This is a genomic window from Aurantimonas sp. (genome assembly GCF_964217435.1).
Lineage (GTDB): Bacteria > Pseudomonadota > Alphaproteobacteria > Rhizobiales > Rhizobiaceae > Aurantimonas > Aurantimonas coralicida.
In genome coordinates, this window is sequence record NZ_CAXPJM010000027.1 from 1 (window position 1) to 24,366 (window position 24,366).

The following is a 24,366-nucleotide window of genomic DNA, read 5'->3' on the forward strand; positions in this document are numbered from 1 at the left end:
AAGGCCCAGAAGGGCGGCGAGGTCGTCGGCAAGGCGGTCGCGGCCATGGGCCAGATCGAGCAGTCCTCCGAGAAGATCAACTCGATCATCTCGGTCATCGACGAGATCGCCTTCCAGACCAACCTCCTGGCGCTGAATGCCGGCGTCGAGGCAGCACGGGCCGGCGAGGCAGGCAAGGGCTTTGCTGTCGTCGCCCAGGAAGTGCGCGGGCTCGCCCAGCGCTCGGCGGAAGCGGCCAAGGAGATCAAGACCCTGATCGCCACGTCCCGCGAGCAGGTCGGCACCGGCGTCGAGCTGGTCACCGCCTCCGGCAAGTCGCTGGAAGAGATCGTCACCGAAGTCAGCGCCATGGCGGAGGTCATCTCGACCATTGCTTCGAGCGCCCGTGAACAGGCGACGAGCCTGCGGGAAGTCTCGGGTGCGGCCGACCAGATGGACAAGGTCACCCAGCAGAACGCCGCCATGGTCGAGGAAGCCACCGCAGCCAGCCAGACGCTGGCCAACGAGACCGACGAACTGGCCCATGCCATGGCGAAGTTCAGCACCAGTGCCGGCAATGCCGGTGCCCGGCGCAGCGAAGGCCGCGCGCAGCCGCAGCGCCATGCCCCGTCCCGCGGCGTGACGCAGATGCGCACCACCGGTTCGGGCGGCGCCGCCCGCGCCACGCAGATTCAAGAAGATAGCTGGGAGGAGTTCTGATGGCCCGGAAGCCCGCAACCCGCAAGGCGACATCCGTCGGCCTGCCGGAAGTTCTCGACATCAAGGCAGCCGCGCCACTGGCGGAACAGCTCCTGGCCCTGCGTGGCGGACCGGTCAAGGTCGACGCCTCCAAGGTCACCCGGCTCGGCGGCCAGTGCGTTCAGGTCCTGCTCTCGGCAGCCGCGACCTGGAAGGTCGATGACACGCCGTTCGACCTCGATACACCTTCGGACGCCTTTTTGAGCGGCCTCGAACTTCTCGGGCTGTCGCCCGAGCACATCAGCGACAAGGGAAGCCTCGCATGAGCAGGACAGTTCTGACGATCGACGACTCGCGCACCATGCGCGAGATGCTGCGGGCGACGCTGTCGTCGCAGGGCTTCATCGTGGTGCAGGCCGAAGACGGCGCCCACGGGATCGAGGTCCTGGAAGGCATGGAAGTCGAGCCGGATGTCATCATCACGGACATCAACATGCCCCGCAAGGACGGCTTCCAGTTCATCGAGGAAGTGCGGGTCGATCCCCGGCGTCGCGCCATCCCGATCCTGGTGCTGACCACCGAGAGCGACGCCGAGAAGAAGCAGCGGGCCCGCACCGCGGGCGCGACCGGCTGGATCGTCAAGCCGTTCGACCCGGTCAAGCTGGTCGACGCGATCAACCGCGTCGCCGCCTAGGCAGAGCGCCCTGTCGGCGGTCGCGCGGCCCGAGCAGGCCGGGGTGACCGCGACGCAGACAGCAGTCCGAGCAGGAACAAGAAGGTAGCGACATGGACGCGATGGCCGAAATCCGGCAGACATTCTTCGAGGAATGTGCCGAGCAGCTTGCAGAGCTGGAAGCCGGGCTGCTGGCGATCGAGAATGGCGAGGCCGATTCCGATACGGTCAACGCCGTCTTCCGGGCTGTCCATTCGATCAAGGGCGGCGCCGGCGCCTTCAGCCTCGACGATCTGGTGCGCTTCGCCCACATCTTCGAGACGACGCTCGACGAGCTGCGCTCCAACCGGCTGGAAGCGACGGACACGGTCATCAAGGTGATGCTGCGTTCCGGCGACGCCCTAGCCGACCTCGTCACCGTCGCCCGCGACGGCGGCGTGGCCGACGCGGCCCGCAACGACGGCCTGGCCGCCGAACTCAAGGCACTGGTCGGGGGCGGCGCGGTCGAGACCGAGGATTCGGCCGGCGAGGACGACAACCAGGGCATGGGCGATCTCGACTTCGTCCCGATCGCCGTGGATCTCGACGATCTTCTCGGCGGCGGCGACGATGCGGACGATGACGGCGAGACGGTTTTCCAGATCTCCTTCAAGCCGCATGAGGGCCTCTATTCCAAGGCCAACGAGGCGGCGGTCGTCCTGCGCGATCTCTGCAAGCTCGGCGAGGCCGAGGTAACCTGCGACACCAGCGAGCTGCCGCAGCTTCAGGATCTCGATCCCGAGAGCGCCTATCTCACCTGGAACATCGAGCTGCGCACCTCCGCGACCGAAGAGGCCGTGCGCGAGATCTTCGAATTCGTCGAGTGGGATTGCGACCTGACGATCGAGGCCGACAAGCCGGAAGGCGACGCCGGCGGCTTCGATTCCGATCTGGCCGAGATCCTCGCCCGCATCCGCGGGGATGTGCCGGCGGAGGCTCCTGAGGAGATCGCCGACGCGCCGGAAGCAGCCGCGCCCGACGTCGAACCCGTCGCCGAGGACGAGACGCCCGCCGCTCCGGCAGCGGCCGCCGCGCCCGAGCCGGCGAGCGTTCCGGCCGCAGCACCGGCTCCGACTGCCAACGCCGTGCCGAAGGCGATGCCCTCCGAGGCCAAGGCGGCTCCCGAATCCGACAGCAAGCCGGCCACGGCGACCACCGCGGCCGCCCAGACCATCCGTGTCGATCTGGAGCGCGTCGACCGGCTGATCGACCTCGTCGGCGAGCTGGTCATCCATCAGGTCATGCTGTCCCAGCGCGCCTATCAGGCGGGCCTTGCCCGCACCTCGGAGCTGGCAGTCGGTCTCGACGAGCTGGAGCAGCTCACCCGCGGCATCCAGGACAGCGTCATGGCGATCCGCGCCCAGCCGGTGAAGTCGGTCTTCCAGCGGCTGCCGCGGCTGGCCCGCGAAGTCGCCGAGATCTCCGGCAAGACCGTGCGCCTCGTCACGGAAGGCGAGTGGACCGAAGTCGACAAGACGGTCATCGAGCGCCTCGCCGATCCGCTGACCCACATGCTGCGCAACGCCATCGACCACGGGCTGGAGAAGCCCGACGTACGACTGGCGGCCGGCAAGCCCGCCGAAGGCGTGGTGAAGGTGGCGGCGATGCACCGCTCGGGCCGCATTGTCATCGAGATCACCGATGACGGCGCCGGCATCAACCGTCCGAAGGTCCAGGAGATCGCCGTCAGCAAGGGCCTCGTCCCGGCCGATGCGAACCTGACCAACGAGGAGATCGACAACCTGATCTTCGCGCCAGGCTTCTCGACCGCTTCCTCGGTGTCCGAGCTTTCGGGCCGCGGCGTCGGCATGGATGTCGTCAAGCGTTCGATCCAGGCCCTCGGCGGCCGCGTGTCGATCACCTCCGAACCCGGCAAGGGCTCGATCTTCACGATGAGCTTGCCGCTGACGCTGGCCGTCCTGGACGGCATGATCGTCTCGGTCGGCGACCAGACCGTCGTCGTGCCGCTGACCGCGATCATCGAGACGCTGCAGCCCAAGCCCGAAGAGGTGAAGAGCTTCGGCGGCGACGCGCGGCTGGTGAAGGTGCGCGACAGCTTCCTGCCGCTGGTCGATGTCGGGCGGGAGCTTGGCTTCACCGATCAGCCGACGGACGCCACCGGCGGCGTCGCGATCCTGGTCGAGGCGGAGAAGGGCCTGCGTTCGGCGCTCCTCGTCGATGCCATCCAGGGGCAGCGCCAGGTCGTGATCAAGAGCCTCGAGACCAATTACGGCAACGTGCCCGGCATCGCCGCGGCCACCATTCTCGGCGACGGTCGTGTCGCCCTCATTCTCGACGTCGATACCGTCGTCGCGACATCGCGGGGCGATATCGCCTTCGCCAGCAACGCCATGCAACAGGCCGCGGAGTAGGATAGATGACGACTTCTCACAATCAGATCGGCAAGCCCGCCCAGAACGACAATCGCGGTGAAGGCAATGGCCGCGAGCTCGTCGCCTTCCGCATCGGCGAGCAGGAATTCTGCGTCGACATCATGTCGGTGCGCGAAATCCGTGGCTGGACCCCGGCGACCCCGATCCCGCACGCTCCGTCCTACGTCAACGGCGTCATCAACCTGCGCGGCGCGGTTCTTCCGATCGTCGACCTGGCGGCCCGTCTCGGCTTCCCGAAGACGCAGCCGACGGCGCGCAGCGTCATCATCGTGGCCCGTTCGCAGCAGCAGCTCTTCGGCCTGCTGGTGGACGCGGTCTCCGATATACTGACGGTGACCGACGACGCCCTGCAGCCGCCGCCGGACATGGCGACGGAATTCGCCAAGCAGTTCGTGCGCGGCGTCATGGCACTGGAAGGCCGCATGGTCTCCCTGATCGCCACCGACAACGTGCTGCCGCAGCTGCGCGACGCGGCCTGAGCCGGGCGCAGCACGGTACGCAACAGCAGACAAGATGACAGAAATGGTGCGATGGAGCCGGGCATGGGATGCCCGGTTCCCGTGCCCGAAGTGGAGTGGGGCGTTTGGCGGCCGGACATCAGCAGGAAAAGCCGGTAGGCAGGCGGCGGGCCGATTCCGCGTCGATCGGGGCGGGCGAGTTCCCGATGACCGAGGCGGATTTCACCAATATCGCGCGCATCCTCTACGATGACGCGGGCATCCATCTGTCGCCGTCCAAGGCGACACTGGTCTATTCGCGGCTGTCCAAGCGGCTGCGCAGCCTCGGCATGGAAAGCTTCCGCGACTATTGCGAGCATGTCGCCGGTGCGGGTGGCGCCGACGAGCGGATGAAGATGCTCGCCTCGCTGACCACCAACGTCACGCATTTCTTCCGCGAGCAGCATCACTTCGACCATCTGCGCAACAACTTGCTGCCACCGCTCCTGGCGAGCGCCAAGCGGGGCGGGCGGGTGCGTATCTGGTCGGCAGGCTGCTCCAACGGCCATGAACCCTATTCGATCGCCATGACCGTGCTGTCGATGATGCCGGATGCGGCCGATCACGACGTGCGCATCCTGGCCTCCGACATCGACCCGAACGTCGTCGCGACGGGCCGGGCCGGTATCTATCTGTCGAGCGACCTGCAGAACGTGCCGGCCGATCTGCGCCGGCGGTGGTTCCGGCCGGTGCACGGGGCCTCCGGCGGCAAGCGCGGCGCGACCGACGAGATGGCCTTCGAGGTCGCCGACACGATGCGCGATCTCGTCGCCTTCCGCGAACTGAACCTGATCGGCCAGTGGCCGATGAAGGGCATGTTCGACGCGATCTTCTGCAGGAACGTGACCATCTATTTCGACCAGACGACGCGCGAAAAGGTATGGAACCGCTTCGCCGAGCGCATCCTGCCGGACGGCTTTCTCTATGTCGGCCATTCCGAGCGGGTCACCGGACCGGCATCCAATACGCTTAGCTACGAATCCAACACCTCCTATCGCAAGGCTGGTGGCTGATCGTGATGGACCGCATCGACCCGAACCAGATTGCGGATTCGTCCACTGGATCCGACCCGCGTGATTCCGGACGGAGCAGAGCACCGATGACGGCACCCGCAACCGTTCTCATCGTCGACGATTCGATGACCATGCGGGCGCTGATCCGCAACGTGCTGCGCAACGATCCGGGCATCGAGGTGGTCGGCGAGGCCGCCAATCCCTTCGAGGCGCGCGAGAAGATGAAGGCGCTCGATCCCGACGTCGTCACGCTCGACGTCGAGATGCCCAACATGAACGGCATCGATTTCCTGCAGAAGATCATGCAGCTGCGACCGACCCCGGTGATCATGGTGTCGAACCTCACCGCGCCCGGCGCGTCGGCGACCCTCGAAGCGCTGGAGATCGGCGCCTTCGACTGCATCGCCAAGCCCGGCGCCGGCGCCAACACCTTCGAGACCCTGCCGGGCCTGATCAAGGAAGCCGCGCAGGCCAAGGGCCGTCTGGTCAAGCGTCGGGGCAGGGTGGCGGCGCCGGCGACCCGCACCGCACCGTCGGCGCGTGCGCCGCACGAGATCACCTGCTCGCCGACCGGGCCCGAGCTGATCGGCATCGGGTCGTCGACCGGCGGCGTCGAGGCGCTGACCCAGGTCCTGGCCGAGTTCCCGGCCGACTGTCCGCCGACGCTGATCGTGCAGCATCTGCCCGCCGCCTTCACCGGTTCCTTCGCCGCCCGGCTCGATCGCCTGTGCCCGGCCCATGTGAGCGAAGCCAAGGATGGCGACGTCCTGCGGCCCGGCCATGTTTATCTCGCCCCGGGTGGCGGCCGGCACATGGTCCTGCGCAAGTCGATGCAGCCCTACATCTCGCTGGTCGCCGACGATCCGGTTTCCGGGCACCGACCTTCGGTGGACGTCCTGTTCGCGTCCATCGCCAAGAACTTCAAGGGCCGCTCCAGCGGCGTGATCCTGACCGGCATGGGCCGCGACGGTGCGCAGGGGCTCCTGGAGATGCGCAAGGGTGGCTCGCGCACCCTGGCGCAGGATGAGGCGAGTTCGCTCGTCTACGGCATGCCGCGCGTGGCCTACGAGATCGGCGCCGCGGAGAAGAGAGTCCCTCTTGCCAGAGTGACACGGCAAATATTTGCCTGACTGACTGATGTTCATCCGACATTGTTTCAAGTCAGCGCAAAATTCGATCCGGATGAGAGAATCTCTTCATAAAATTCCCCTTTAATAGGGATCCGACAAGGATAGACCCCATGAGCATCGCAGACCGGATCAGAGTTCTCATCGTCGACGATCATCGTACCAGCCGGATGCTGATACGAGATGCGTTGGAACAACTTGGAATAAAGCAGATCATCTTTGCCGTCGATGGTGAAGAGGCGCTGCAGACGATGATGACGGCGCCGTGCCACATCATCATCTCGGATTTCAACATGCCCAAGTTGGACGGCATCCAGCTTCTGAAGGCCGTACGCTCCTATGCGCCGACGAAGAAGACGCCCTTCATCATCCTGACGGGGCAGGGCGACCGCGAGCTGGTGCAGCGCGCCGCCCAGTTCGGCGTCAACAACTTCCTCGCCAAGCCGATCACGGTCCCCGTCCTCAAGAAGACCATGGAAGCGGTGGTCGGTCGTCTTCAGTGATGCTGAACCGGTCGGGAATGCAGCGCATCCATGTCATGCAAGGTGAAGCCCGGGTGGCGACGGGACCGGATACGGTCCTGACGACCCTGCTGGGTTCCTGCGTTGCGGCCTGCATCCACGATCGGGTGGCGGGGGTCGGCGGCATGAACCACTTCCTGTTGCCGGGCGCCGGCGATTCGGAAAGCGGCCGGACGGAGAGCTTCGGCCTCTATCTGATGGAACTGCTGATCAACGGGCTGCTGCAGCAGGGCGCGCGCCGCGAGAATCTTGAGGCGAAGCTGTTCGGCGGCGCCCAGACCGTCGATCGCCTGTCGAATGTCGGCTCCAAGAATGCCGTTTTCGCCGAGCGCTTTCTGCGCACGGAGAAGATCACCTATCTGGGCGGCAGCCTGGGCGGGGAATCGGGACGCCGCATCGAGTACTGGCCGCATTCCGGCCGAGCCCGGCAAATCCTGTTCGCGCCGACGGCGATGCCGCAGATTCCGGTGGCCCGTCCCGTCCGCAAGCCCGATGCCATCGGCGACGTGGAACTTTTCTGAAAGGATCGCGACGTACTCTGGCGAGCCGTCTCGAACCACTGTCTCGTTCAATTCTAGCGATCGAAGCGAAGCGCCATGTCGATGAGTTCCCTGTCCGACCTTTTCAGGACCCTCTCCCTCGAGCTGCGGGAACTCGCCAAGGATGCCGAGGCGATGCATGATCTCGTCTGCCCGGACCATGCCAAGCAGGACGCCGCCTATGTGCGCGCCGTGCAGCGCATCGACCGCACCCAGCAGACGCTCTGCAATCTCTCCACCTTTCTCGAAGCGGCCCGGGACGAACTGCCGGAGAGCTACGAAGTCGCGCTGAAATCGGCGCTTGAGACCGTCCGCCTGAACGATCTCAAGCTGCGTCTCGTCCCCTCCGCGCACAGCATGGCCGCGGCAATGTCGGACGATTCCGACGGCGAAATGGAACTGTTCTCCCAGGCGTCCTGACCGGCCCGGACATCTCCGGCGTTCCGTTCCACGGCGCCGGACACTCGCCCAGATTGCATTCCCTGACAGGTTTCTCGCGTTAACCCTTCATTAACCGTGGTCTCGCGCAAGCTTCGACCGGCATGGTCCGCTCGTACTTCGCAGTTACAGTTAAGGCAGGGTAGAGAGATCCATGGCGCTTGCCGTTGGCGGAAAAGCTCAGCAGCTTTTGACGAATCTGACCGCGCTCGGTCCACGCAGGCTCGGAGCACTGGGCCTGGTCGGACTGCTCGTCGTCGCCCTGGTCGGACTCGGCAGCTACTACCTGTCGCGTCCCGACATGGAGACGCTCTATTCGGGGCTCGACCGCACCGACGTGACGCGCATCGGCGCGGCCCTGACCGAAGCGGGCATCCCCTTCGACGTCGATTCCAAGGGCGACGCGATCCTGACGCCCTTCTCGCAGACCGCCCCGGCGCGCATGCTGCTCGCCGAAAAGGGCCTGCCGCGTTCCGAGAACGCCGGCTACGAACTCTTCGACAATCTCGGCTCGATCGGCCTGACCTCCTTCATGCAGGAGATCACCCGGGTTCGCGCCCTGGAAGGCGAAATCGCCCGCACCATCCAGACCCTGCGCAACGTGCGCGCCGCCCGCGTCCACATCGTCCTGCCCGACAAGGGCTCATTCCGCCGCGAACAGCAGAAGCCCTCGGCCAGCGTCGTCGTGCGTACCGAGAACGGCAATGATTTCGGTTCGGCCCAGGCGATCCGCTCGCTGGTCGCCTCGGCGATCCCGTCCATGACGCCGGAAGAGGTGACCATCCTCAATGCCGACGGCACGCTGCTGGCGTCCGGCGACGAAGGTGTTTCGGCCGCGCCCACCAAGCTCTTCGGCATCGAAAGCGTCGTCTCCAAGGATATCGAGCAGTCGATCCGCCGCACCCTCGCGCCCTATCTCGGGATCGGCAACTTCCAGACCAGCGTCGTTGCCCGGCTCGACACCGACCGCAAGCAGATCAGCGAGCGCATCTTCGATCCCGAGAGCCGGGTCGAGCGCTCGACCCGCACCATCCGCGAGAACAACCAGTCGGCCAACCGCGCCAGCGAGACCCCGGTGGGCGTCGAGCAGGATGTCCGCGAAATCGATGCGCCCCCGGCGGGCGGCGGTGGCGGCGAGCAGTCGTCGGAAGAGACCGAGCGTCGCGAGGAACTCACCAACTACGAGATCAACGAGAAGACGATCTCCACGACCAGCGACGGCTACCAGGTCGAGCGCCTGTCGGTGGCCGTGGTCGTCGACCGCAAGCGCGTGCTCGAAGCCATCGGCGAGAATCCGACCGACGCCCAGATCGACGCGCGGATCGGCGAGATCAAGGCTCTGGTCGCCTCGGCGTCTGGCTTCTCGGCCGATCGCGGCGACCAGATCGAGGTGACCGCCGTCGACTTCATCGCCTCCGACGACGCCCTCGAGCCGATCCCGGCCCCGAGCCTCGGCGAGATGTTCATGCGCCAGTCCGGCACGCTCATCAACGCCATCACCATCCTTGCCGTGGCGATCATGCTGATCTGGTTCGGCCTCAAGCCGGCCGTCCGCGCCATCGCCGCCATGCCGGCCGCCGAAGGGACCACCCTGGCCGCGTTGGACGACGACGAGATGCCGGAGCTGGACGACGATGCCCGCGCCCTGTCGGAAAGCCTCCTGGAGAACCTGAACTACGATTCCGATCCGGCCGGCGGCTCGGGCAACGAGATCGGCTTCCTCGACGACCTCAACTTCAATGTGGGCAATTCGCCGAGGGCCCGCCTCGAGCGGCTCCTGGACCACAACGAAGAGCATGCCGCCACCGTCATGAAGCAGTGGCTCAACCAGAAAGAGGCGGCCTAAGCCATGATCTCTCTCGCTCAGTACCTGCCCGAGCTGGACGCCGATACCGACATGCCGGAGCGCCCCGGGGCGTCGGCCCGCGAGGCGACAGTCTTCGAACCGCTGGCGCTCGTGGCCGCCAACCAGGCGCGCCCCGCGGCCCAGACCAAATCGTCGCCGATCCCCGAGATGGAGATCGAGGAAGAGGACGAGGCCGAGACCGGCGCAGCCGATATCGACTTTGCCGCGCAGTTCGCCGGCGAGGACGATGGCGAGACCCCGGCACCGGCCGGCATGCTGCCGGATTTCTCGGCGCTCGACCTCGATGACGACGATGCCGATGGCGCCGCCGGCGGTTTGCCGGATCTTGGCGGCTTCGATGCACCGGACTTCGATCCCGATGCGGCGATGAATGGCTTCGGCGACGAGCCGGAGGCCGGTCTGCCGGACCTCGCCGCGGCGCCTTTGGGCGAACTCGATCCGCTGGAAGCCGCCCGTGAGGCCGGCATCCAGCAGGGCAGGGCGGAAGCCGAGGCCGAGGCCGCGGCGGCGCTGAACGAGGCGCGCGAAACGGCGGAAGCGGCGAAGGCAGCAGCCGTCGAGGCGGCACGCGGCGAATGGGCCGGCGAGGAGGGCGAGCAGATGGGCGCGCTCCTGACCGATCGGCTCGACCGGATCGAGACCATCGTGCGGGCCTCGCTGTCGAGTGTCCTGAAGCCGATCGCGCTCGATGCGCGCCGGCGCCAGACCGTTCTGGAGCTGGCCGACGCGGTCCACATGCTGATCGGCGACGGCAAGGCCCTGAATATTCGCGTCACCGGCCCGGCCGATCTGCTCGAAGCGCTGGAACAGGCGCTCGGCAAGCGCAAGGCCTTCATCGTTTGTGAACCCGACCCGGACATGGTCGAGGTGAAAATTGAATGCGACCAGACCGTCGTCGAGACGAGACTGATGGGTTGGCGCACGGCATTGGAAGAGGCGCTCGCGTGACCGATCAGTCCGGGGCGGGGCATCTGGACCGTCAGGAAATCATTATCGTGCGCCGCCGCGGCGGCAACGGCGAGGAAGCCCATCACGGCGGCGTCTGGAAGATCGCCTTCGCCGACTTCATGACGGCAATGATGGCCTTCTTCCTGGTGATGTGGCTGACCCAGGCCTCCGACATGGCGACGCGCAAGCAGGTCGCCCAGTATTTCAATCCGATCCGTCTCAACGACGCGTCGCCCGCGACGCGCGGCGTCGAGCAGTCCGACGACGGCGCCTCGCGCGACGAGAACGAGAACGGCATCAGCAAGGCCGACACCAACGGCGATCCCCACGGCAAGCCGCTGGCCGGCGACCAGGAAGGCGGCGAGGAAGAGGCGCTGTTCCGCGATCCCTATGCGGTGCTCGCCGAGATCGCCGCCGAGGGGGCGTCCGAGACCACGGGCGAATTACAGGGCAAGCCGGATGGCACGGGCCTGCCGGGCCTGAATGGCGGCGACGCCTATCGCGATCCGTTCGATCCCGCCTCCTGGCAGCTCGCCCCGAACGCCACCGAAAGCGCAGCCGTCATCGACGAGGCGCCGCCGAGCGAGTTCAAGACCGCGGTGCTGCCGAACGACATGTCGGACGAGCCGGTGCCGGTGGATGCGGAGACGCAGGCCGAGGCGGTCGCCGAAGCCAAGGCTGAGGCCGAAGCCGAGACCGACGATGCCGGAGAGGCCGAGCTGGCCGAGGCCGATGCGGACGCCGAGCCGGCGGATGGCGAAGCCGTTGCGCAGGCCGACCGGGCGGACGAGCTCAAGGCCGAGATCGCCGCCGAATTTGCCCGTCAGGGCGAGCCCCTGCCGACCAATTTCGAGGTCGCGCCAGGCGAAGGCGGCGTGACCATCTCGATCGCCGACGACATGATGTCGGGCATGTTCGAGGTCGGATCGGCCCGGCCGACGCCGCAGGTCGTCGCCATGATGGAGCGCATTGCCTCCGTCCTGTCGAAGCAGCCCGGCAACGTCTCCATCCGCGGCCATACCGACTCCCGGCCGTTCCGCAGCGCCCAGTACGACAACTGGCGCCTGTCCACCGCCCGCGCCCACATGGCCTATTACATGCTGGCCCGCGGCGGCCTGGAAGAGGACCGCGTCAAGGCGATCGAGGGTGTCGCCGACCGCGCGCCGAAGATTGCCGATGATCCGGAAGCGGCGGCGAACCGCCGGATCGAGATCCTGCTGACCGAGCCGGCGCAATGAGAATGGGTTGCTTGTCCACCGAACGCCGGCTGGGGCTGGGCGTGATCGCCTGCGCCCTGATGCTGACGACCGCCATGCCGGTGGCATGGGCGGCCGGAGAGAGCGCGTCGGAGCCGGCCAGTGTCGCCGAGCGGGTGCGCCGGGCCGGCGAGGATGCGATCCGCTCCGAAGGCGGTCCTGCGGGCGAACCCGACGCGCATGAGGACGAGAACGGCGACGGCACCGGGCCCTGGCCGCGCGAACGGGCCCCGATGCCCTACGAGATCGTGCGCTCGGTGCAGTTCCTGCAGGACCAGGTGGCCCGCGGCAACGGCGCGGCGATCCGCGTGCAGGCGCAGCTTCTACGCCGCTACGGCCCGACCTTCCTCGAACAGCCGCCCGAAGTGTGGACCGACCCGCGCAATCTGCGCGCCGCCGCCCTGTTCGTCCTGAGCGGAGGGCCGCCCGCGGTCCTGCGCGGCATCCTGTCGACCGCCACCATCGATGGCGACGAGCGGGCCCTGCTCGACGGCGCCCTGGCCTATGTCGAAAACCGTGCGCGGGACGCCCGCGCGGCCCTGGTGCCGATCGATGTGTCGGAAATGGACACCGCCCTTGCGGCCCAGCTGAACCTGGCGGTCGCGCAGCTCCAGCAGAAGGACGCCCCGGCCGATGCGCTGCATCGGCTGGAGCAGGTGATGCTGGCGGCGCCCGGCACGCTTCTGGAAGAGGCGGCGCTGCGAATGGGCGTGCTGCTCGCCGAGGGCATCGGCTCCCACAAGGCCGCTGATCGCTATGCGCGGCAATATTTCGACCGCTTCGCCGATTCCGCCTATGCCGGCAATTTCCGGGCCCGCTTCTCGGCGGTCTACGCGGCACGGCCGCCGGAGACCAAGGACGAGACGGTCGCCACGATCGACAATGCGACTGCCCGCATCCCGGACGACCAGCGGCTGGCGATCTTCCTCGCCGTGTCACGCCGGGCGCTCGTCGGCGGCAATCTGCCGCTCGCGGCCGCAATGGCGACCGAAGCGCTGGAAAGCGGCAATGCCGCTCCCGCCGACAGCCAGCGCGCGCTGCTCTACAAGACCGCCGCCACGCTGACGACGGGCGATCCCGTCGAGGCGCGTGTCGCCCTGGAAGCGATCGACGTCGCGACGCTCCATCCCGCCGATCGCAAGCTGCACGAGGCCGCCTACGAGGTGCTCAGCGAGATGCGCAAGCCGCTGATGGCCGCCAATATCGACCCCGCCGAGCGCTACGGTCCGCAGCCGCCAGTCGAGCAATCCGCCGTCCTGACCAGGGGAGCCGCGCTCCTCGACGCCGTTCGCGGCGACCTGAAGAGAGCCATGCCGTGACCGCATCCGTCAGCACCTCCGTCGAAATGCGCGCTCCGGCAACCCGCTCGCCGGCCGGTCGTGGCGCGGAAAGCGCCACCGAGGCGCGGGATGCCTTCGACAGCTTCGTCAAGGACGCCGAGCAGGCTCCGAAGGCGACGCGTTCCGACAGCGAGAGCCGGGACACCCGCGAAACCGAGACCGACGAGACGAAGGCCGCGGGCTCCGAGGACGCCGCCGAGACGACGCAGGCCAGCGGCCGCGATGCCGACGCCGCACCGGCCGGGCGGCCGCGCGACAATGGCCTCGCCGCAATCCTTGCCGACATGGACCGGCTGCTGCGCTCGGGAACTGCGACCGCCGCGACCTTGGCCAACGCGGCTGATGGTGAGGCGGGGACCACCACCGATGGCAAGGCGGGGGCGGCCGCCGATGCGGCTCTGGCCAGGACGGCCATGGGCAAGGACGAGAAGGTCGCCAATCCGCTCGCGCGGTTTGCCGCAAACGATGCTGACGAGACCGTGTCGCGGATCGCCGCGGCAGCGGGCGAGGCGCTCGGCGCCAACAAGACGGCGAATGCCGCCCCGGCGCAAACGGCCGGTGAACAGGCGCGTGCGCGGGTCGATCTGGTTTCGCAGCGCACCGATTTCGAACCGGCGACCACCGCCGCCGGCGCATCCGCCGTTGCCGCAGGCAAGCCGGGCGGCGCCGCCACCACGAACATCCGCCAGTTGCTGGCATCCGTCGACATGCGCGCCGGCAACGGCGCGACGCCGGATGCCGAGGGCGGACCGGCGGTCGACGGCGAGACCGGCGACGTCTTCGCGGCCGGCGAGGGCAACGAGACACGTCGCGGCCGCAGCGAGCCGCGGGGCGAGCGCGCCGCCTTCGACCGCAACCCGCGGGTCGACAATGACGGCAACAGGAACGCCGCGGCCGGCGTGAGCCCGAAGGTGGCCGAGACCGCGGCGACCGGCATGGCCGCTGCGGGCGCGACGCCGACCATTGGCCGGCAGGTCGCCGATGCCGTGACCACCTCGCTGACCGGGGCACCGCTGCCGACGGGCGACACCGCCGAAGCCGCCCGGGTGCAGATGCGCGCCGGCGGCGCAGCGCTCAAGACCATCCAGATCCAGCTTCAGCCCGAGCAGCTCGGTAAGCTCGACGTCACCATGCGTCTGATCGACGGCAAGCTCGCGATCCACATCGTGGCCAGCGAGGCCGATACGGCGCTGCGCATCAAGGACGATGCCGAGGGCCTGAACAAGCTCCTGACCAAGGCCGGCTTCTCGGTCGACGAAGCGGCGATCAGCATCGGTGTCCGTGACGCCGGCGCGCCACGCGGCGGCATCGCCAATGCGCAGGGCCAGGCCGATGGCCAGGCGTCGACGGGCCAGTCGCAGAACGGCGCGGCCCGTGACGGCGCCGCAAGCTTCGGCGGCGAGGGTTCCGCGCGCCAGGGGAGTGGGCGACCGGAGCAGCCGATGGCGGCATCGCCCGCCGAAGAGACCGGCGCACGCCGCCGCGAACTCGATCCCTCCGTCTATCTCTGAGACATCACAGTCCGACAGGACGCGATCGCGGCGACGCGATGGACCGACCATGGCGCATTCATGGCGGCGATCGGGCCGTTAAGACTTCGTTAACGAAAAAAATTCGTGAGTCGGATTCGTGACTTAGTCCGAAAATGAACGGCATGGTTAACGGATCACTAAATTTCAGGATAGGCGCAAGTTCGGGGTCAGTTTAACTCTCTGTTCACAGACAAACGGCGGACCGAGGGTGACGGAAATGATCGTTGTAGTGGACAACCGGGAACTCGTGACGGACGGCTACGAGTCCATGTTCGGTCGTGAAGGCGTGTCGGCAGCAGGCTTCAAGGCCGACGAATTCCGCGACTGGGTCGAGACCGCACCGGAGTCCGATCTCTCGGCCGTCGAGGCTTTCCTGCTCGGTGATTTCGATGACCGCACGATCTGCCCGCGACTGATCCGGGCCCGTTCCAAGGCGCCGATGATCGCGCTGTCGGAAGGCCGCAACCTGGATGGCACGCTCGACCTGTTCGCCGCCGGCGTCGATGACGTCGTCGCCAAGCCGGTCCACGTCAAGGAAATCCTCGCCCGGGTCGGCGCCATCCGCCGCCGCAACGAGACCGAGGACGCCCGCACCGTCGTCGGCGAGATCTCCGTCTATCAGGACGGCCGCGACGCCGAAGTCGCCGGCAAGCCGATGGCCCTGCCGCGCCGCGAGCGCCGTATCCTGGAATATCTGGTTGCCAACCGCGGCCGCCGCGTCTCCAAGCAGCAGCTGTTCAGCGCGATCTACGGCATCTTCGACGAGAACGTCGAGGAGAACGTCATCGAGAGCCACATCTCGAAGCTGCGCAAGAAGCTGAAGATGCGCCTCGGCTACGATCCGGTGTCCTCGAAGCGCTATCTCGGCTACGGCATCGGCGTCGACTGACACAAACTGGTTAACAAGTTCTTAAGAATAGAGGCCTCGCCGTTAGTTCGGCGGGGTCTTTTTATTTCGCCGGTATACTGCGAAAGCTGGTTCCTGACAGTTCGGCGCAAGCTTCACTCCGTATTGCGGAAGAGAGATCTACGCCACGGAGTACCAGGCAATGAGCATCAACGGTGTCTTCAGGACCAGCGTGTCCGGCATGAATGCACAGGCCAACCGGCTGTCTACCGTGTCGGAGAACATCGCGAACTCCAGCACGAACGGCTACAAGCGCAATTCCACCGAATTCGCCTCCCTCGTCCTCGCCCAAGGCGGCGGCGAGTACAATCCGGGGTCGGTGAAGACCCAGGTTCGCCAGTCGATCAGCCAGCAGGGCAGCATCGCCGCCACTTCGTCGGGTTCGGACCTCGCCATTCAGGGCGACGGGTTCTTCGTCGTGCAGGATACGGCCGGCCGCGAATTCTATACCCGCGCCGGTTCCTTCGTGCAGCGCACCGAGACGATCGGCGGCAAGGAGACCACCTTCCTGGTCAATACCGCCGGCTACCGCCTGACCGGCTCGCCCGTCGGCGGCGGCGCGGCCGCGCCCATCGAGCTGCCCGTCGGCGCGATCGTCGCCCCGCAGGCCACCGACGCAGGCGCCTTCACCATCCAGTTCCCGGAATCGGCCGCGGTTGGCGACACCAAGAAGTCGTCCATGGTCGTCTATGACAGCATCGGCAAGGCGATCGAAGTGCCGGTCGACATGGAGAAGACCGCCGCCAACACCTGGACGGTCAGCTACACGGATTCCGTCGGGCCGCAGACCACGACCATCGTCTTCGATCCCAATACCGGCCGGCCGACGGCCGCTCCGGCCGACATGGTCTACACCCATGTCAACGGCGACACCGCCAATATCGAGTTCGGTTCGTTGACCGAGTATGCCACCGACTTTTCGGCCAAGCTCGTCACCAACGGCAACCCTCCCGGCAGCTTCACGGGCTTTGCCTTTGCCGACGACGGCACGCTGAGCGGCGTGATGAACACCGGCCAGTTGATCCCGCTCTACGAGATGAGCCTCGCGCGCTTCGCCAGCCCGGACCAGCTCCAGGCCTCCGCCGGCAATGTCTACAGCGCCACCGCCTCTTCGGGCGTCGCCGCCCTCGGCGGACCGGGCACCAACGGCTACGGCTCGCTGGTCTCCAGCGGTCTGGAGCAGTCGAATGTCGACCTCGCCTCGGAACTGACCAGCATGATCGAGTCCCAGCGCAGCTACAGCGCGAACTCGAAAGTCTTCCAGACCGGCGCCGAGATCCTCGACGTCCTCGTGAACCTGAAGCGATAGGCGCGAGCCGCTCTTTGCTGCGCACCGGATAAGCCCTCATCATGTCACTTCTGTCAGCCTTCTCCAACGCAACGGCGTCGCTTTCGAGCGTCGCCAGCCAGTCGGCGCTCGTGTCGCGCAACATCGCGAATGCGGACAGTCCCTACGCGACCCGGAAATATGCCGGCCTCACCGTCGGCCAGACCGGCGGCGTGCGGATCATGTCGATCGCCCAGTCGGGCGACCAGGCGCTGTTCCGCTCGCTGATCACGACCAACTCCGCGCTCGGCTCGGCCAGCGTCAGCGCCGAGTCGCTGAACCGCATCCGCGAAGTCATCGGCGACGTCGACTCCCCGACCTCGCCGGCGGCGACCCTGTCGTCCCTGAAGGCGGCCCTGTCGCAGTTCGCGGTCTCCCCGGAGAACGGCCAGACCGCCGAGGCGGCGGTGAACGCGGCCCGTGACATGGCCCTCAGCCTCAACAGCGCCACCCGCGCGGTGCAGTCCGCCCGCAAGGATGCGGACGACCAGCTCGATCTCGCCGCCAAGGACATGAACCGCCTGCTCGGCGAGTTCGGTACCCTGAACGCCAAGATCATGGCCGGCAGCGCGAGCGGCTCGGACGTCACCGACGCCGTCGACCGGCGCGACCAGATCGTGCGCACCCTGTCGGGCTATGTCGGCCTGAACGTGCAGGTGCGGGCCGGCAACGACATGGCCCTCTACACCGACTCCGGCATCACGATGTTCGACAAGACCGCGCGGTCGGTCGAGTTCACGCCGCAGCCGGCCTACGACGCCACCGTGGCGGGCAACAGCTTCAAGATCGACGGCGTGGTCGTCGCCGGCGCCTCTTCGCCCATGCCGATCAAGGGTGGCAGCGTCTACGGCCTGATCACCCTGCGCGACGAGACCGCCGCGACCTTCCAGGGCCAGCTCGACGGCATCGCCTATGCGCTGGTCCAGGCCTTCGCCGAGACCGATCAGCGGGCCGCCGGCGATCCCGGCTACCTGCCCGGCAGCTATGCCGGCCTGTTCACCGATGGCGGCAGCAATGCCATCCCGGCCAGCATGGCCGGCGCCAAGGGGCTTGCCGGCACCATCCAGATCGCGGCCGGGGTCGATCCGACCAAGCCCGGCGGCGAACCGGCCCGTCTGCGCGATGGCGGCATCGCCTTCGCCGGTACCGCGAACGAGCAGTATTTCAGCTACAACGCCAACGGCTCGAGCGGCTTCACCGGCCGCCTGAACGACCTGATCGCCGGCTTCTCCACGCCGCGCAGCTTCGATGCGGCCTTCGGCGCCGGCAGTTCGGCGACGCTGACCGAATACACCGCCTCGTCGATCGGCTGGTTCGAGGGCCGCCGCGCCACGGCGAACGACGCCTCGTCCTACCAGACGGTGCTGCTGTCGCGGACCCAGGAGACGCTCTCCGACGCGACCGGCATCAACATCGACGACGAGATGACGCGCCTGCTCGACCTGGAGCGCTCCTACCAGGCGTCCAGCAAGCTGATTTCCACGGTCGGTCAGATGATCGACTCCCTCCTTGCGATCGCCTGAACGGACCATCGATGAGCAACTTCCTCGTCTCCAGCTTCTCGCTCTCGTCGGCGCCGCGCTCCGCCGTCTTCCGCATCCAGGATGAGCTGCGCAACGCGCAGAAGGAGGTCACGACCGGCCGCTTCGCCGATGTCGGCCTCACCCTCGGATCGCGCACCAACCAGACCGTGTCGCTGCGCGTCGAACGCGAGAGCGCCATCCGGATCCAGGAAGCCAACACCCTCATCGGGCAGCGCTTCGACACCATGCAGACGGCACTGGAATCGATCGCCAAGACCGGCGAGAACCTTCTGGCGTCGCTGATCTCGAACGGCCCTGCCGATGCCGGCATCTCGGCCAGCGTGCAGCAGGCCAAGGCCGGGTTGCAGCAGTTCATGGGCGCGATCAACGCCGCCTCTGGCTCGCGCTTCCTGTTCTCGGGTGCCGCGACCGACCAGCCGGCGCTCGCCTTCACCAAGGTCGGCGGCGGTGTCGCTTCCAGCTACGAGGACAATTCGACCGCCAAGAAGGCCGTGAACGACGCGTTGACCGCGGCGGCTCCGGCGAGCGCGGCGGATCTGGAAGCCTTCCTCGACGGCGCGTTCAACGACCTCTTCAAGGTCCCGCAGCCCAGCGACGGCACCGGCTGGGACATGTGGTCGAAGGCGGATCCTTCGCCGGTGGTCAACCGGATCAGCGATAGCGAAACCCTCGATGTGTCCTATCCGGCCAGCGACGAAGCGTTCCGCAACATCGTCAAGGCCTACGTCATGATCAGCGATCTTGGCGCGAAGACCATGGACGAGGAGCAACGTCAGCTTCTCACAAGCCGGGCAGTGGAAACTCTGAGCCTGGGCCTGTCGCAGCTGACCGAAATCCGGGCGGAGATCGGCGGCAAGCAGAGCCGGCTGGAGATCACCAACGAGACGCTGGGAACCCGCAAGAACGTCCTGACCATGTCGATCTCCTCCTTCGAGGATGTCGACGCCTACGAGGCATCCACGCGGGTGACCACACTGACCAATCTGCTTGAGGCTTCCTACGCGCTGACCGCCCGCATCTCGCGGCTCAGCATCATGAACTACCTGTAGTTTCAGCGGGCGCCGGACCCGAAATCCTCCGGCAACCGAGCGATCGGCCGGCGTCGGGGACTGTCGGCCGGGCACATGAAAACGACAGGTCGCAAGGGTCGGTCCGGGGCGCTGCCAAACCGATCTGACGATCACAAGGGGATGGAATGTATCAGTTCTCATACGCGGAAGTGGCGCAGGACATCGAAGTCGATGCCCGTGAGCGCGAGCGGCAGGCGCTCGATCATTCGATCGAGCAGCTGAAGAAAGCCGATGCCGAGGGGCCACGTTCGCGTGCGGCGATCGAAGCGATCTACACCACCCGCAGCCTCTGGGCGCTGGTGATCGAAGACCTGGCCAGCGCCGACAACGGCCTGCCGGAGGCGCTGCGCGCCGAGCTGATCTCCATCGGCCTGTGGATCATGCGCGAGGCCGAAGCCATCCGTCTCGGCAAGTCCGAGAACTTCAAGGGCATCATCGAGATCACGACCCTCATCCGCGAAGGCTTGAAATAACCATGGCAAGTTTGCGCATCACCCTGCGGGCAGGCGAACGGATCTTCGTCAACGGGGCCGTCCTGAAGGTCGACCGCAAGACCACGCTGGAATTCCTCAACGACGTGACCTTCCTCCTCGAAAGCCATGTGATGCAGGCCGAGGATGCCACGACCCCGCTGCGCCAGCTCTACTTCATCGTGCAGATGATGCTGATCGAGCCGGGCAGTGCCGAGGCCGCACGCGAGCTCTTCGGCACCACCCACGCGGCGATGATCGGCACCTACCGCAATCGCGACATCATCGAGGGCCTCCTCGAGATCAAGGAACTGGTTGGTCGCGAGCGCAATTTCGAGGCGCTGAAGGGACTGCGGACGCTGATCCCGATCGAGGACGGCGTCATCCAGGGGCAGGGCGAGGCGCGCGCGCCGGTCGTCCCCCATACACCCGAACTGCGGCTTGCCGCCGGAGGAATGCGATGAACGTGACCGGTGTCGGCGCTACCAGCGCCACCGCGGCCCAGAACGGCATCAGCGCCGCGACCCAGCAGACCGGGATGGATTACGACGCCTTCCTGAAGCTGCTGGTCGCCGAGATGTCCAACCAGGATCCGCTCAACCCGACGGATTCCACCGAATATGTCGCCCAGTTCGCGTCCTTCTCCAGCGTCGAGCAAGCCATCCAGACCAATAAGAAGCTGGACTCCATGATGACGGTCTCCGCGCTGACCCAGGCGAACTCGCTGATCGGTCAGACGGCGACCTCGGCGGACGGCTCGCTGTCCGGCAAGGTTGCTGCGGTACGCGCGGTCAATGGTGTCGTCGAGGCCATCCTGGAGAGCGGCGACAGCCTGCCGCTGATCTCCGGCACCACCGTGGGGTAGAAGACATGAACGAAGCCGACGCACTCGATATCGTCCAGTCCGCGGTCTGGACCATCGTCGCCGCCTGCGGGCCGGCCGTCGGCGCCGCCATGTTCGTGGGTGTCCTGATCGCACTGTTTCAGGCACTCACCCAGATCCAGGAGGTCACGCTGACCTTCGTGCCGAAGATCCTGGCGATCTTCGTGGTGATCGCGCTGACCGCATCCTTCACCGGTGCGCAGGTCTACGCCTTCACCCAGGAATCCTACTCGCGCATCGAGAACGGCTTCCGCTGAGCGCACTGGCGCCGCAACTCACCGTTTCCTGTTCACGCAGACCGGTCAAACCCTGTAGGTTGACCCAGCGTGACAGGAGCGATGCTCGGCCGGTAGGCCGCGTCGCGGACGGAAAGAGGGCAGGCAGGTGGCGTTCAGGACCAGTCGAAACCAGACATCGTATAAAATGCCGCGCCGTCTTGGCTGCGCCCTTCGCGCCGGCCTGCGTCGCGGCTTTGCCGTGCTGGCAATGCTCGCCGCGCTGTTCGCTCTGCCCGCCGCCGCCTTCGAAACCACCGCACCGACCGCCATCCTGGTGGATTATGGCACCGGCCGCGTCCTCTACGAAAAGGACGCCGATACCGAGATTCCCCCCGCCAGTCTCGCCAAGCTGATGACCATCGCGGTCCTGTTCGACGATCTGAAACAGGGCAGAGTGCAGCGCGACGACCGCTTTGTCGTCTCCGAACATGCCTGGCGCACCGGCGGCGCATCCTCCGGCGGCTCGACCATGTTCCTGCCGCTGAATTCCGAGGTCGCCGTCGAGGATCTGATCCGCGGCATCATCGTGCAGTCGGGCAACGACGCGACGATCGTCGTCGCCGAAGGCCTGTCCGGCTCGGTCGAAGCCTTTGCAGCGCGCATGAACGCCGAGGCCGAGAAGATCGGCCTGACCCATTCCCACTTCACCAATCCGCATGGCCTGCCGGACCCCGAGCAGCATGTCAGCGTGCGCGATCTCGCCCGCCTCGCCACTTATCTCATCCGCGAATTTCCCGAGGATTACCCGATCTTCGCCGAGGAGAGCTTCACCTATAACGGCATCAAGCAGCAGAACCGCAATCCGCTCCTGGATCTGGGCGCCGACGGCCTGAAGACCGGCCATACGTCGGCTGCGGGCTACGGTCTGGTCGCCTCGGCCGAACGCGACGGCCGGCGCATCGTCCTCGCCATGAGCGGCATGAGCTCCACTGCCGAGCGGGCAAGCGAAGCCCGCCGGCTGATGAATTTCGGCTTGCAGGATTTCGAGGAAGTGGTGCTGGTGACCGCGGGCGAAACCCTCGGCAACGTGCAGGTGCGGGGCGGCGTCGCCGAGACCGTCGGCATGGCCGCGGCCGAGGACCTGCGGATGCTGGTGCCGCGCGGTAGCTTGGCCGACGTCGAGCGCGAGGTGGTGGAGAATGGCCCCTTCGTGGCGCCCGTCGCCAAGGGCCAGCGGCTCGGATGGGTGCGGTTCGGCCGGGGCGACGAGAGCCTGCGGCAGGTGCCGCTCGTGGCCGAAACGGCGGTCGAGGAGGCGGGGCTGTTTCAGCGGATCGCCGACACCTTGGCCAGGCACCTGACATGGGGCGGCGCACAAACGCCTTGACGCGGCGCACCTAAACGCCGATATGGAGCCTGCACGCCGTGATCGCGCAGCGCCTGCTTGTTTCCCGACACCTGACGGAATTCTTAGCCAGCGCCATCGGACCGGCCCGCAGCTTCTGAAGCTTGCGGGGTCCCGCGTTCCGACACGGCCCGCCGAACCGTCCGCCAGCGCGAAGACGATCGGCATCTCAAGCGGACCGACAGTGTCCGCCTTCCGCAAGGCATATCTTGACCCATACCGATTTCAAGGCGTTCGGCCTCGCCGACACGCTTCTTTCCGCGCTTGCGCGTCTCGACATCACCCAGCCGACGCCGATCCAGGCCCAGGCGATTCCGGCGGTCATGAAGGGCCGCGACGTTCTGGGTATCGCCCAGACCGGCACCGGCAAGACCGCGGCCTTCTCGCTGCCCGTCATCGACGCGCTGATCGCCAAGGGCGGTCGCCCGGCTCCGAAGACGCCGAAGGTCCTCGTCCTGACCCCGACCCGCGAGCTCGCCTCGCAGATCGCCGGCAACGTCAAGTCCTACACCGCCGGCACCAAGCTGACCCATCACGTGATCTTCGGCGGTGTCTCGATCCGTCCGCAGATCGAGGCGATGCGCCGCGGCGTCGACATCGTCATCGCGACGCCGGGCCGTCTGCTCGACCTGTTGAACCAGCGTGCCCTGACGCTGTCCGAAGTCCACCACGTCGTTCTCGACGAGGCCGACCGGATGCTCGACATGGGCTTCGTCAAGGACGTCATGCGCATCGTCGCGCAGCTTCCGGCCGACCGCCAGTCGCTGCTGTTCTCGGCCACCATGCCGCGTGCGATGGAAGAGCTGGCCGCCAAGATCCTGACCAATCCGGTCCGGGTCGAAGTGACGCCGGAAGTCGTCACCGTCGAGAAGATCAACCAGAGCGTCTATCTGGTCCCCCAGAAGGCCAAGAAGCTCTGGCTCATCGAGCATCTGGCCAAGCCCGACTTCGAGAAGACGGTGATCTTCACCCGCACCAAGCACGGCGCCAACAAGCTCGCCGCCGATCTGGAGAAGGCCGGCATCGACGCCCGCGCGATCCACGGCAACAAGAGCCAGGGCGCCCGTCAGAAGGCGCTGGGCGAGTTCCAGACCGGCACGGTCAGCGTCCTCGTCGCCACCGACATCGTGGCCCGCGGCATCCATGTCGACGACATCTCCCATGTCGTGAACTTCGACCTGCCGGAAGAGCCGGAAAGCTACGTGCACCGCATCGGCCGCACGGCCCGCGCCGGCAAGTCCGGTATCGCGGTCGCGCTGGTCGATCCGTCGGAGCGCTCCAAGCTGCGCCAGATCGAGCGTCTGACCGGCCTGAACTTCGACCTGCAGCAGACCGATTATTCGGCGCATGTCGACCTGAACGCGCCGGAAGAGAAGCGTCCGCCGCGCGGCGCGCCGAAGCGCTTCGGCAACAAGCCCCAGGGCGCCGGTCGCCGTGGTGGCGGTGGCCAGGGTGCAGGAGGCCAGCGTTCGGGCGAGGGCCGTGGCCAGCGCACCGAGGGCGGCAAGCCCGGTGGTCGCAGCAGCCGTCCGCGGCGCAGCGGTACCTCGAACCGTTCGGCGACCTACGCCTGACACGGCCCGCTGCCCGCTCGAAAGAGCGGGCCGACACAGCAGACGACATCGACAGGGGGGTGGCCTTACGGGCCGCCCCTTTTGCGTTTCTAGGCATCCCGCCACGG

At 66.9% G+C, this 24,366-nt stretch carries 25 protein-coding genes; all 25 read left to right on the plus strand.

Features of this window, described 5'->3' with window-relative positions:
• On the plus strand, window positions 1-699 hold a 699-nt coding region (locus ACEQX1_RS11015), incomplete at its 5' end, for a methyl-accepting chemotaxis protein (RefSeq protein ID WP_370196828.1).
• Window positions 699-1,004, plus strand: coding sequence for an STAS domain-containing protein (locus ACEQX1_RS11020; RefSeq protein ID WP_024350327.1), 306 nt, complete (start codon window positions 699-701; stop codon window positions 1,002-1,004). The genes ACEQX1_RS11015 and ACEQX1_RS11020, both read left to right, overlap by 1 nt.
• Window positions 1,001-1,372, plus strand: coding sequence for a response regulator (locus ACEQX1_RS11025; protein WP_009210338.1), 372 nt, complete (start codon window positions 1,001-1,003; stop codon window positions 1,370-1,372). The genes ACEQX1_RS11020 and ACEQX1_RS11025 overlap by 4 nt, the downstream gene beginning before the upstream one ends.
• A gap of 92 nt (window positions 1,373-1,464) precedes the next feature.
• Window positions 1,465-3,762, plus strand: coding sequence for a chemotaxis protein CheA (locus tag ACEQX1_RS11030; RefSeq protein WP_370196829.1), 2,298 nt, complete (start codon window positions 1,465-1,467; stop codon window positions 3,760-3,762).
• Window positions 3,763-3,767: 5 nt separating this feature from the next.
• Complete coding sequence (locus ACEQX1_RS11035) at window positions 3,768-4,262, plus strand: chemotaxis protein CheW (RefSeq protein WP_009210336.1); 495 nt, start codon at window positions 3,768-3,770, stop codon at window positions 4,260-4,262.
• 185 nt (window positions 4,263-4,447) lie between these two features.
• Complete coding sequence (locus tag ACEQX1_RS11040) at window positions 4,448-5,293, plus strand: protein-glutamate O-methyltransferase CheR (protein ID WP_370194209.1); 846 nt, start codon at window positions 4,448-4,450, stop codon at window positions 5,291-5,293.
• A gap of 86 nt (window positions 5,294-5,379) precedes the next feature.
• Complete coding sequence (locus tag ACEQX1_RS11045) at window positions 5,380-6,423, plus strand: chemotaxis response regulator protein-glutamate methylesterase (RefSeq protein ID WP_370194211.1); 1,044 nt, start codon at window positions 5,380-5,382, stop codon at window positions 6,421-6,423.
• 110 nt (window positions 6,424-6,533) lie between these two features.
• Entirely contained in the window at window positions 6,534-6,923 is a 390-nt protein-coding gene (locus ACEQX1_RS11050) for a response regulator (protein WP_009210333.1), read from the plus strand.
• Window positions 6,923-7,462: a chemotaxis protein CheD gene (locus ACEQX1_RS11055; RefSeq protein WP_024350332.1), complete on the plus strand. Its 540-nt coding sequence runs from the start codon at window positions 6,923-6,925 to the stop codon at window positions 7,460-7,462. The genes ACEQX1_RS11050 and ACEQX1_RS11055 overlap by 1 nt, the downstream gene beginning before the upstream one ends.
• A gap of 75 nt (window positions 7,463-7,537) precedes the next feature.
• A complete protein-coding gene (locus ACEQX1_RS11060; RefSeq protein ID WP_370194212.1) occupies window positions 7,538-7,900 on the plus strand; it encodes a hypothetical protein in 363 nt (120 codons plus the stop codon).
• A gap of 172 nt (window positions 7,901-8,072) precedes the next feature.
• The gene (gene fliF, locus ACEQX1_RS11065; protein WP_188075595.1) at window positions 8,073-9,764 is read left to right on the plus strand and encodes a flagellar basal-body MS-ring/collar protein FliF; all 1,692 of its coding nucleotides are present in this window, start codon (window positions 8,073-8,075) and stop codon (window positions 9,762-9,764) included.
• Window positions 9,765-9,767: 3 nt separating this feature from the next.
• Window positions 9,768-10,733 carry a hypothetical protein gene (locus ACEQX1_RS11070; RefSeq protein ID WP_370194215.1) on the plus strand — a complete coding sequence of 322 codons (966 nt, stop codon included), beginning with the start codon at window positions 9,768-9,770 and terminating at the stop codon, window positions 10,731-10,733.
• Complete coding sequence (locus ACEQX1_RS11075; RefSeq protein WP_370194216.1) at window positions 10,730-11,971, plus strand: MotB family protein; 1,242 nt, start codon at window positions 10,730-10,732, stop codon at window positions 11,969-11,971. Before ACEQX1_RS11070 ends, ACEQX1_RS11075 begins: the two co-directional genes overlap by 4 nt.
• A gap of 11 nt (window positions 11,972-11,982) precedes the next feature.
• Window positions 11,983-13,308, plus strand: a complete 1,326-nt coding sequence (locus ACEQX1_RS11080; protein WP_370194217.1) for a hypothetical protein — start codon at window positions 11,983-11,985, stop codon at window positions 13,306-13,308.
• Window positions 13,305-14,840: a flagellar hook-length control protein FliK gene (locus tag ACEQX1_RS11085; protein ID WP_370196830.1), complete on the plus strand. Its 1,536-nt coding sequence runs from the start codon at window positions 13,305-13,307 to the stop codon at window positions 14,838-14,840. The genes ACEQX1_RS11080 and ACEQX1_RS11085 overlap by 4 nt, the downstream gene beginning before the upstream one ends.
• A 238-nt stretch (window positions 14,841-15,078) precedes the next feature.
• A complete protein-coding gene (locus tag ACEQX1_RS11090) occupies window positions 15,079-15,750 on the plus strand; it encodes a response regulator transcription factor (RefSeq protein ID WP_009210327.1) in 672 nt (223 codons plus the stop codon).
• Between the two features lie 160 nt (window positions 15,751-15,910).
• Window positions 15,911-17,077, plus strand: coding sequence for a flagellar hook protein FlgE (locus ACEQX1_RS11095; RefSeq protein WP_188075590.1), 1,167 nt, complete (start codon window positions 15,911-15,913; stop codon window positions 17,075-17,077).
• 41 nt (window positions 17,078-17,118) lie between these two features.
• A complete protein-coding gene (gene flgK, locus ACEQX1_RS11100; protein ID WP_370194219.1) occupies window positions 17,119-18,618 on the plus strand; it encodes a flagellar hook-associated protein FlgK in 1,500 nt (499 codons plus the stop codon).
• Between the two features lie 11 nt (window positions 18,619-18,629).
• The gene (locus ACEQX1_RS11105) at window positions 18,630-19,688 is read left to right on the plus strand and encodes a flagellar hook-associated family protein (protein WP_370194220.1); all 1,059 of its coding nucleotides are present in this window, start codon (window positions 18,630-18,632) and stop codon (window positions 19,686-19,688) included.
• Window positions 19,689-19,834: 146 nt separating this feature from the next.
• A complete protein-coding gene (flaF, locus tag ACEQX1_RS11110) occupies window positions 19,835-20,182 on the plus strand; it encodes a flagellar biosynthesis regulator FlaF (protein WP_009210323.1) in 348 nt (115 codons plus the stop codon).
• A 2-nt stretch (window positions 20,183-20,184) separates the two neighbouring features.
• Window positions 20,185-20,643 (plus strand): flagellar biosynthesis repressor FlbT, encoded by a 459-nt coding sequence (gene flbT, locus ACEQX1_RS11115; RefSeq protein WP_009210322.1) that lies wholly within the window; start codon window positions 20,185-20,187, stop codon window positions 20,641-20,643.
• Window positions 20,640-21,044 (plus strand): flagellar hook assembly protein FlgD, encoded by a 405-nt coding sequence (gene flgD, locus ACEQX1_RS11120; RefSeq protein WP_024350344.1) that lies wholly within the window; start codon window positions 20,640-20,642, stop codon window positions 21,042-21,044. Before flbT ends, flgD begins: the two co-directional genes overlap by 4 nt.
• 5 nt (window positions 21,045-21,049) lie before the next feature.
• Window positions 21,050-21,319: a flagellar biosynthesis protein FliQ gene (fliQ, locus tag ACEQX1_RS11125; protein ID WP_024350345.1), complete on the plus strand. Its 270-nt coding sequence runs from the start codon at window positions 21,050-21,052 to the stop codon at window positions 21,317-21,319.
• Between the two features lie 166 nt (window positions 21,320-21,485).
• A complete protein-coding gene (locus tag ACEQX1_RS11130; RefSeq protein ID WP_370194221.1) occupies window positions 21,486-22,667 on the plus strand; it encodes a D-alanyl-D-alanine carboxypeptidase family protein in 1,182 nt (393 codons plus the stop codon).
• A 227-nt stretch (window positions 22,668-22,894) separates the two neighbouring features.
• Window positions 22,895-24,259, plus strand: coding sequence for a DEAD/DEAH box helicase (locus ACEQX1_RS11135; RefSeq protein ID WP_024350347.1), 1,365 nt, complete (start codon window positions 22,895-22,897; stop codon window positions 24,257-24,259).
• Window positions 24,260-24,366: the final 107 nt, after the last annotated feature.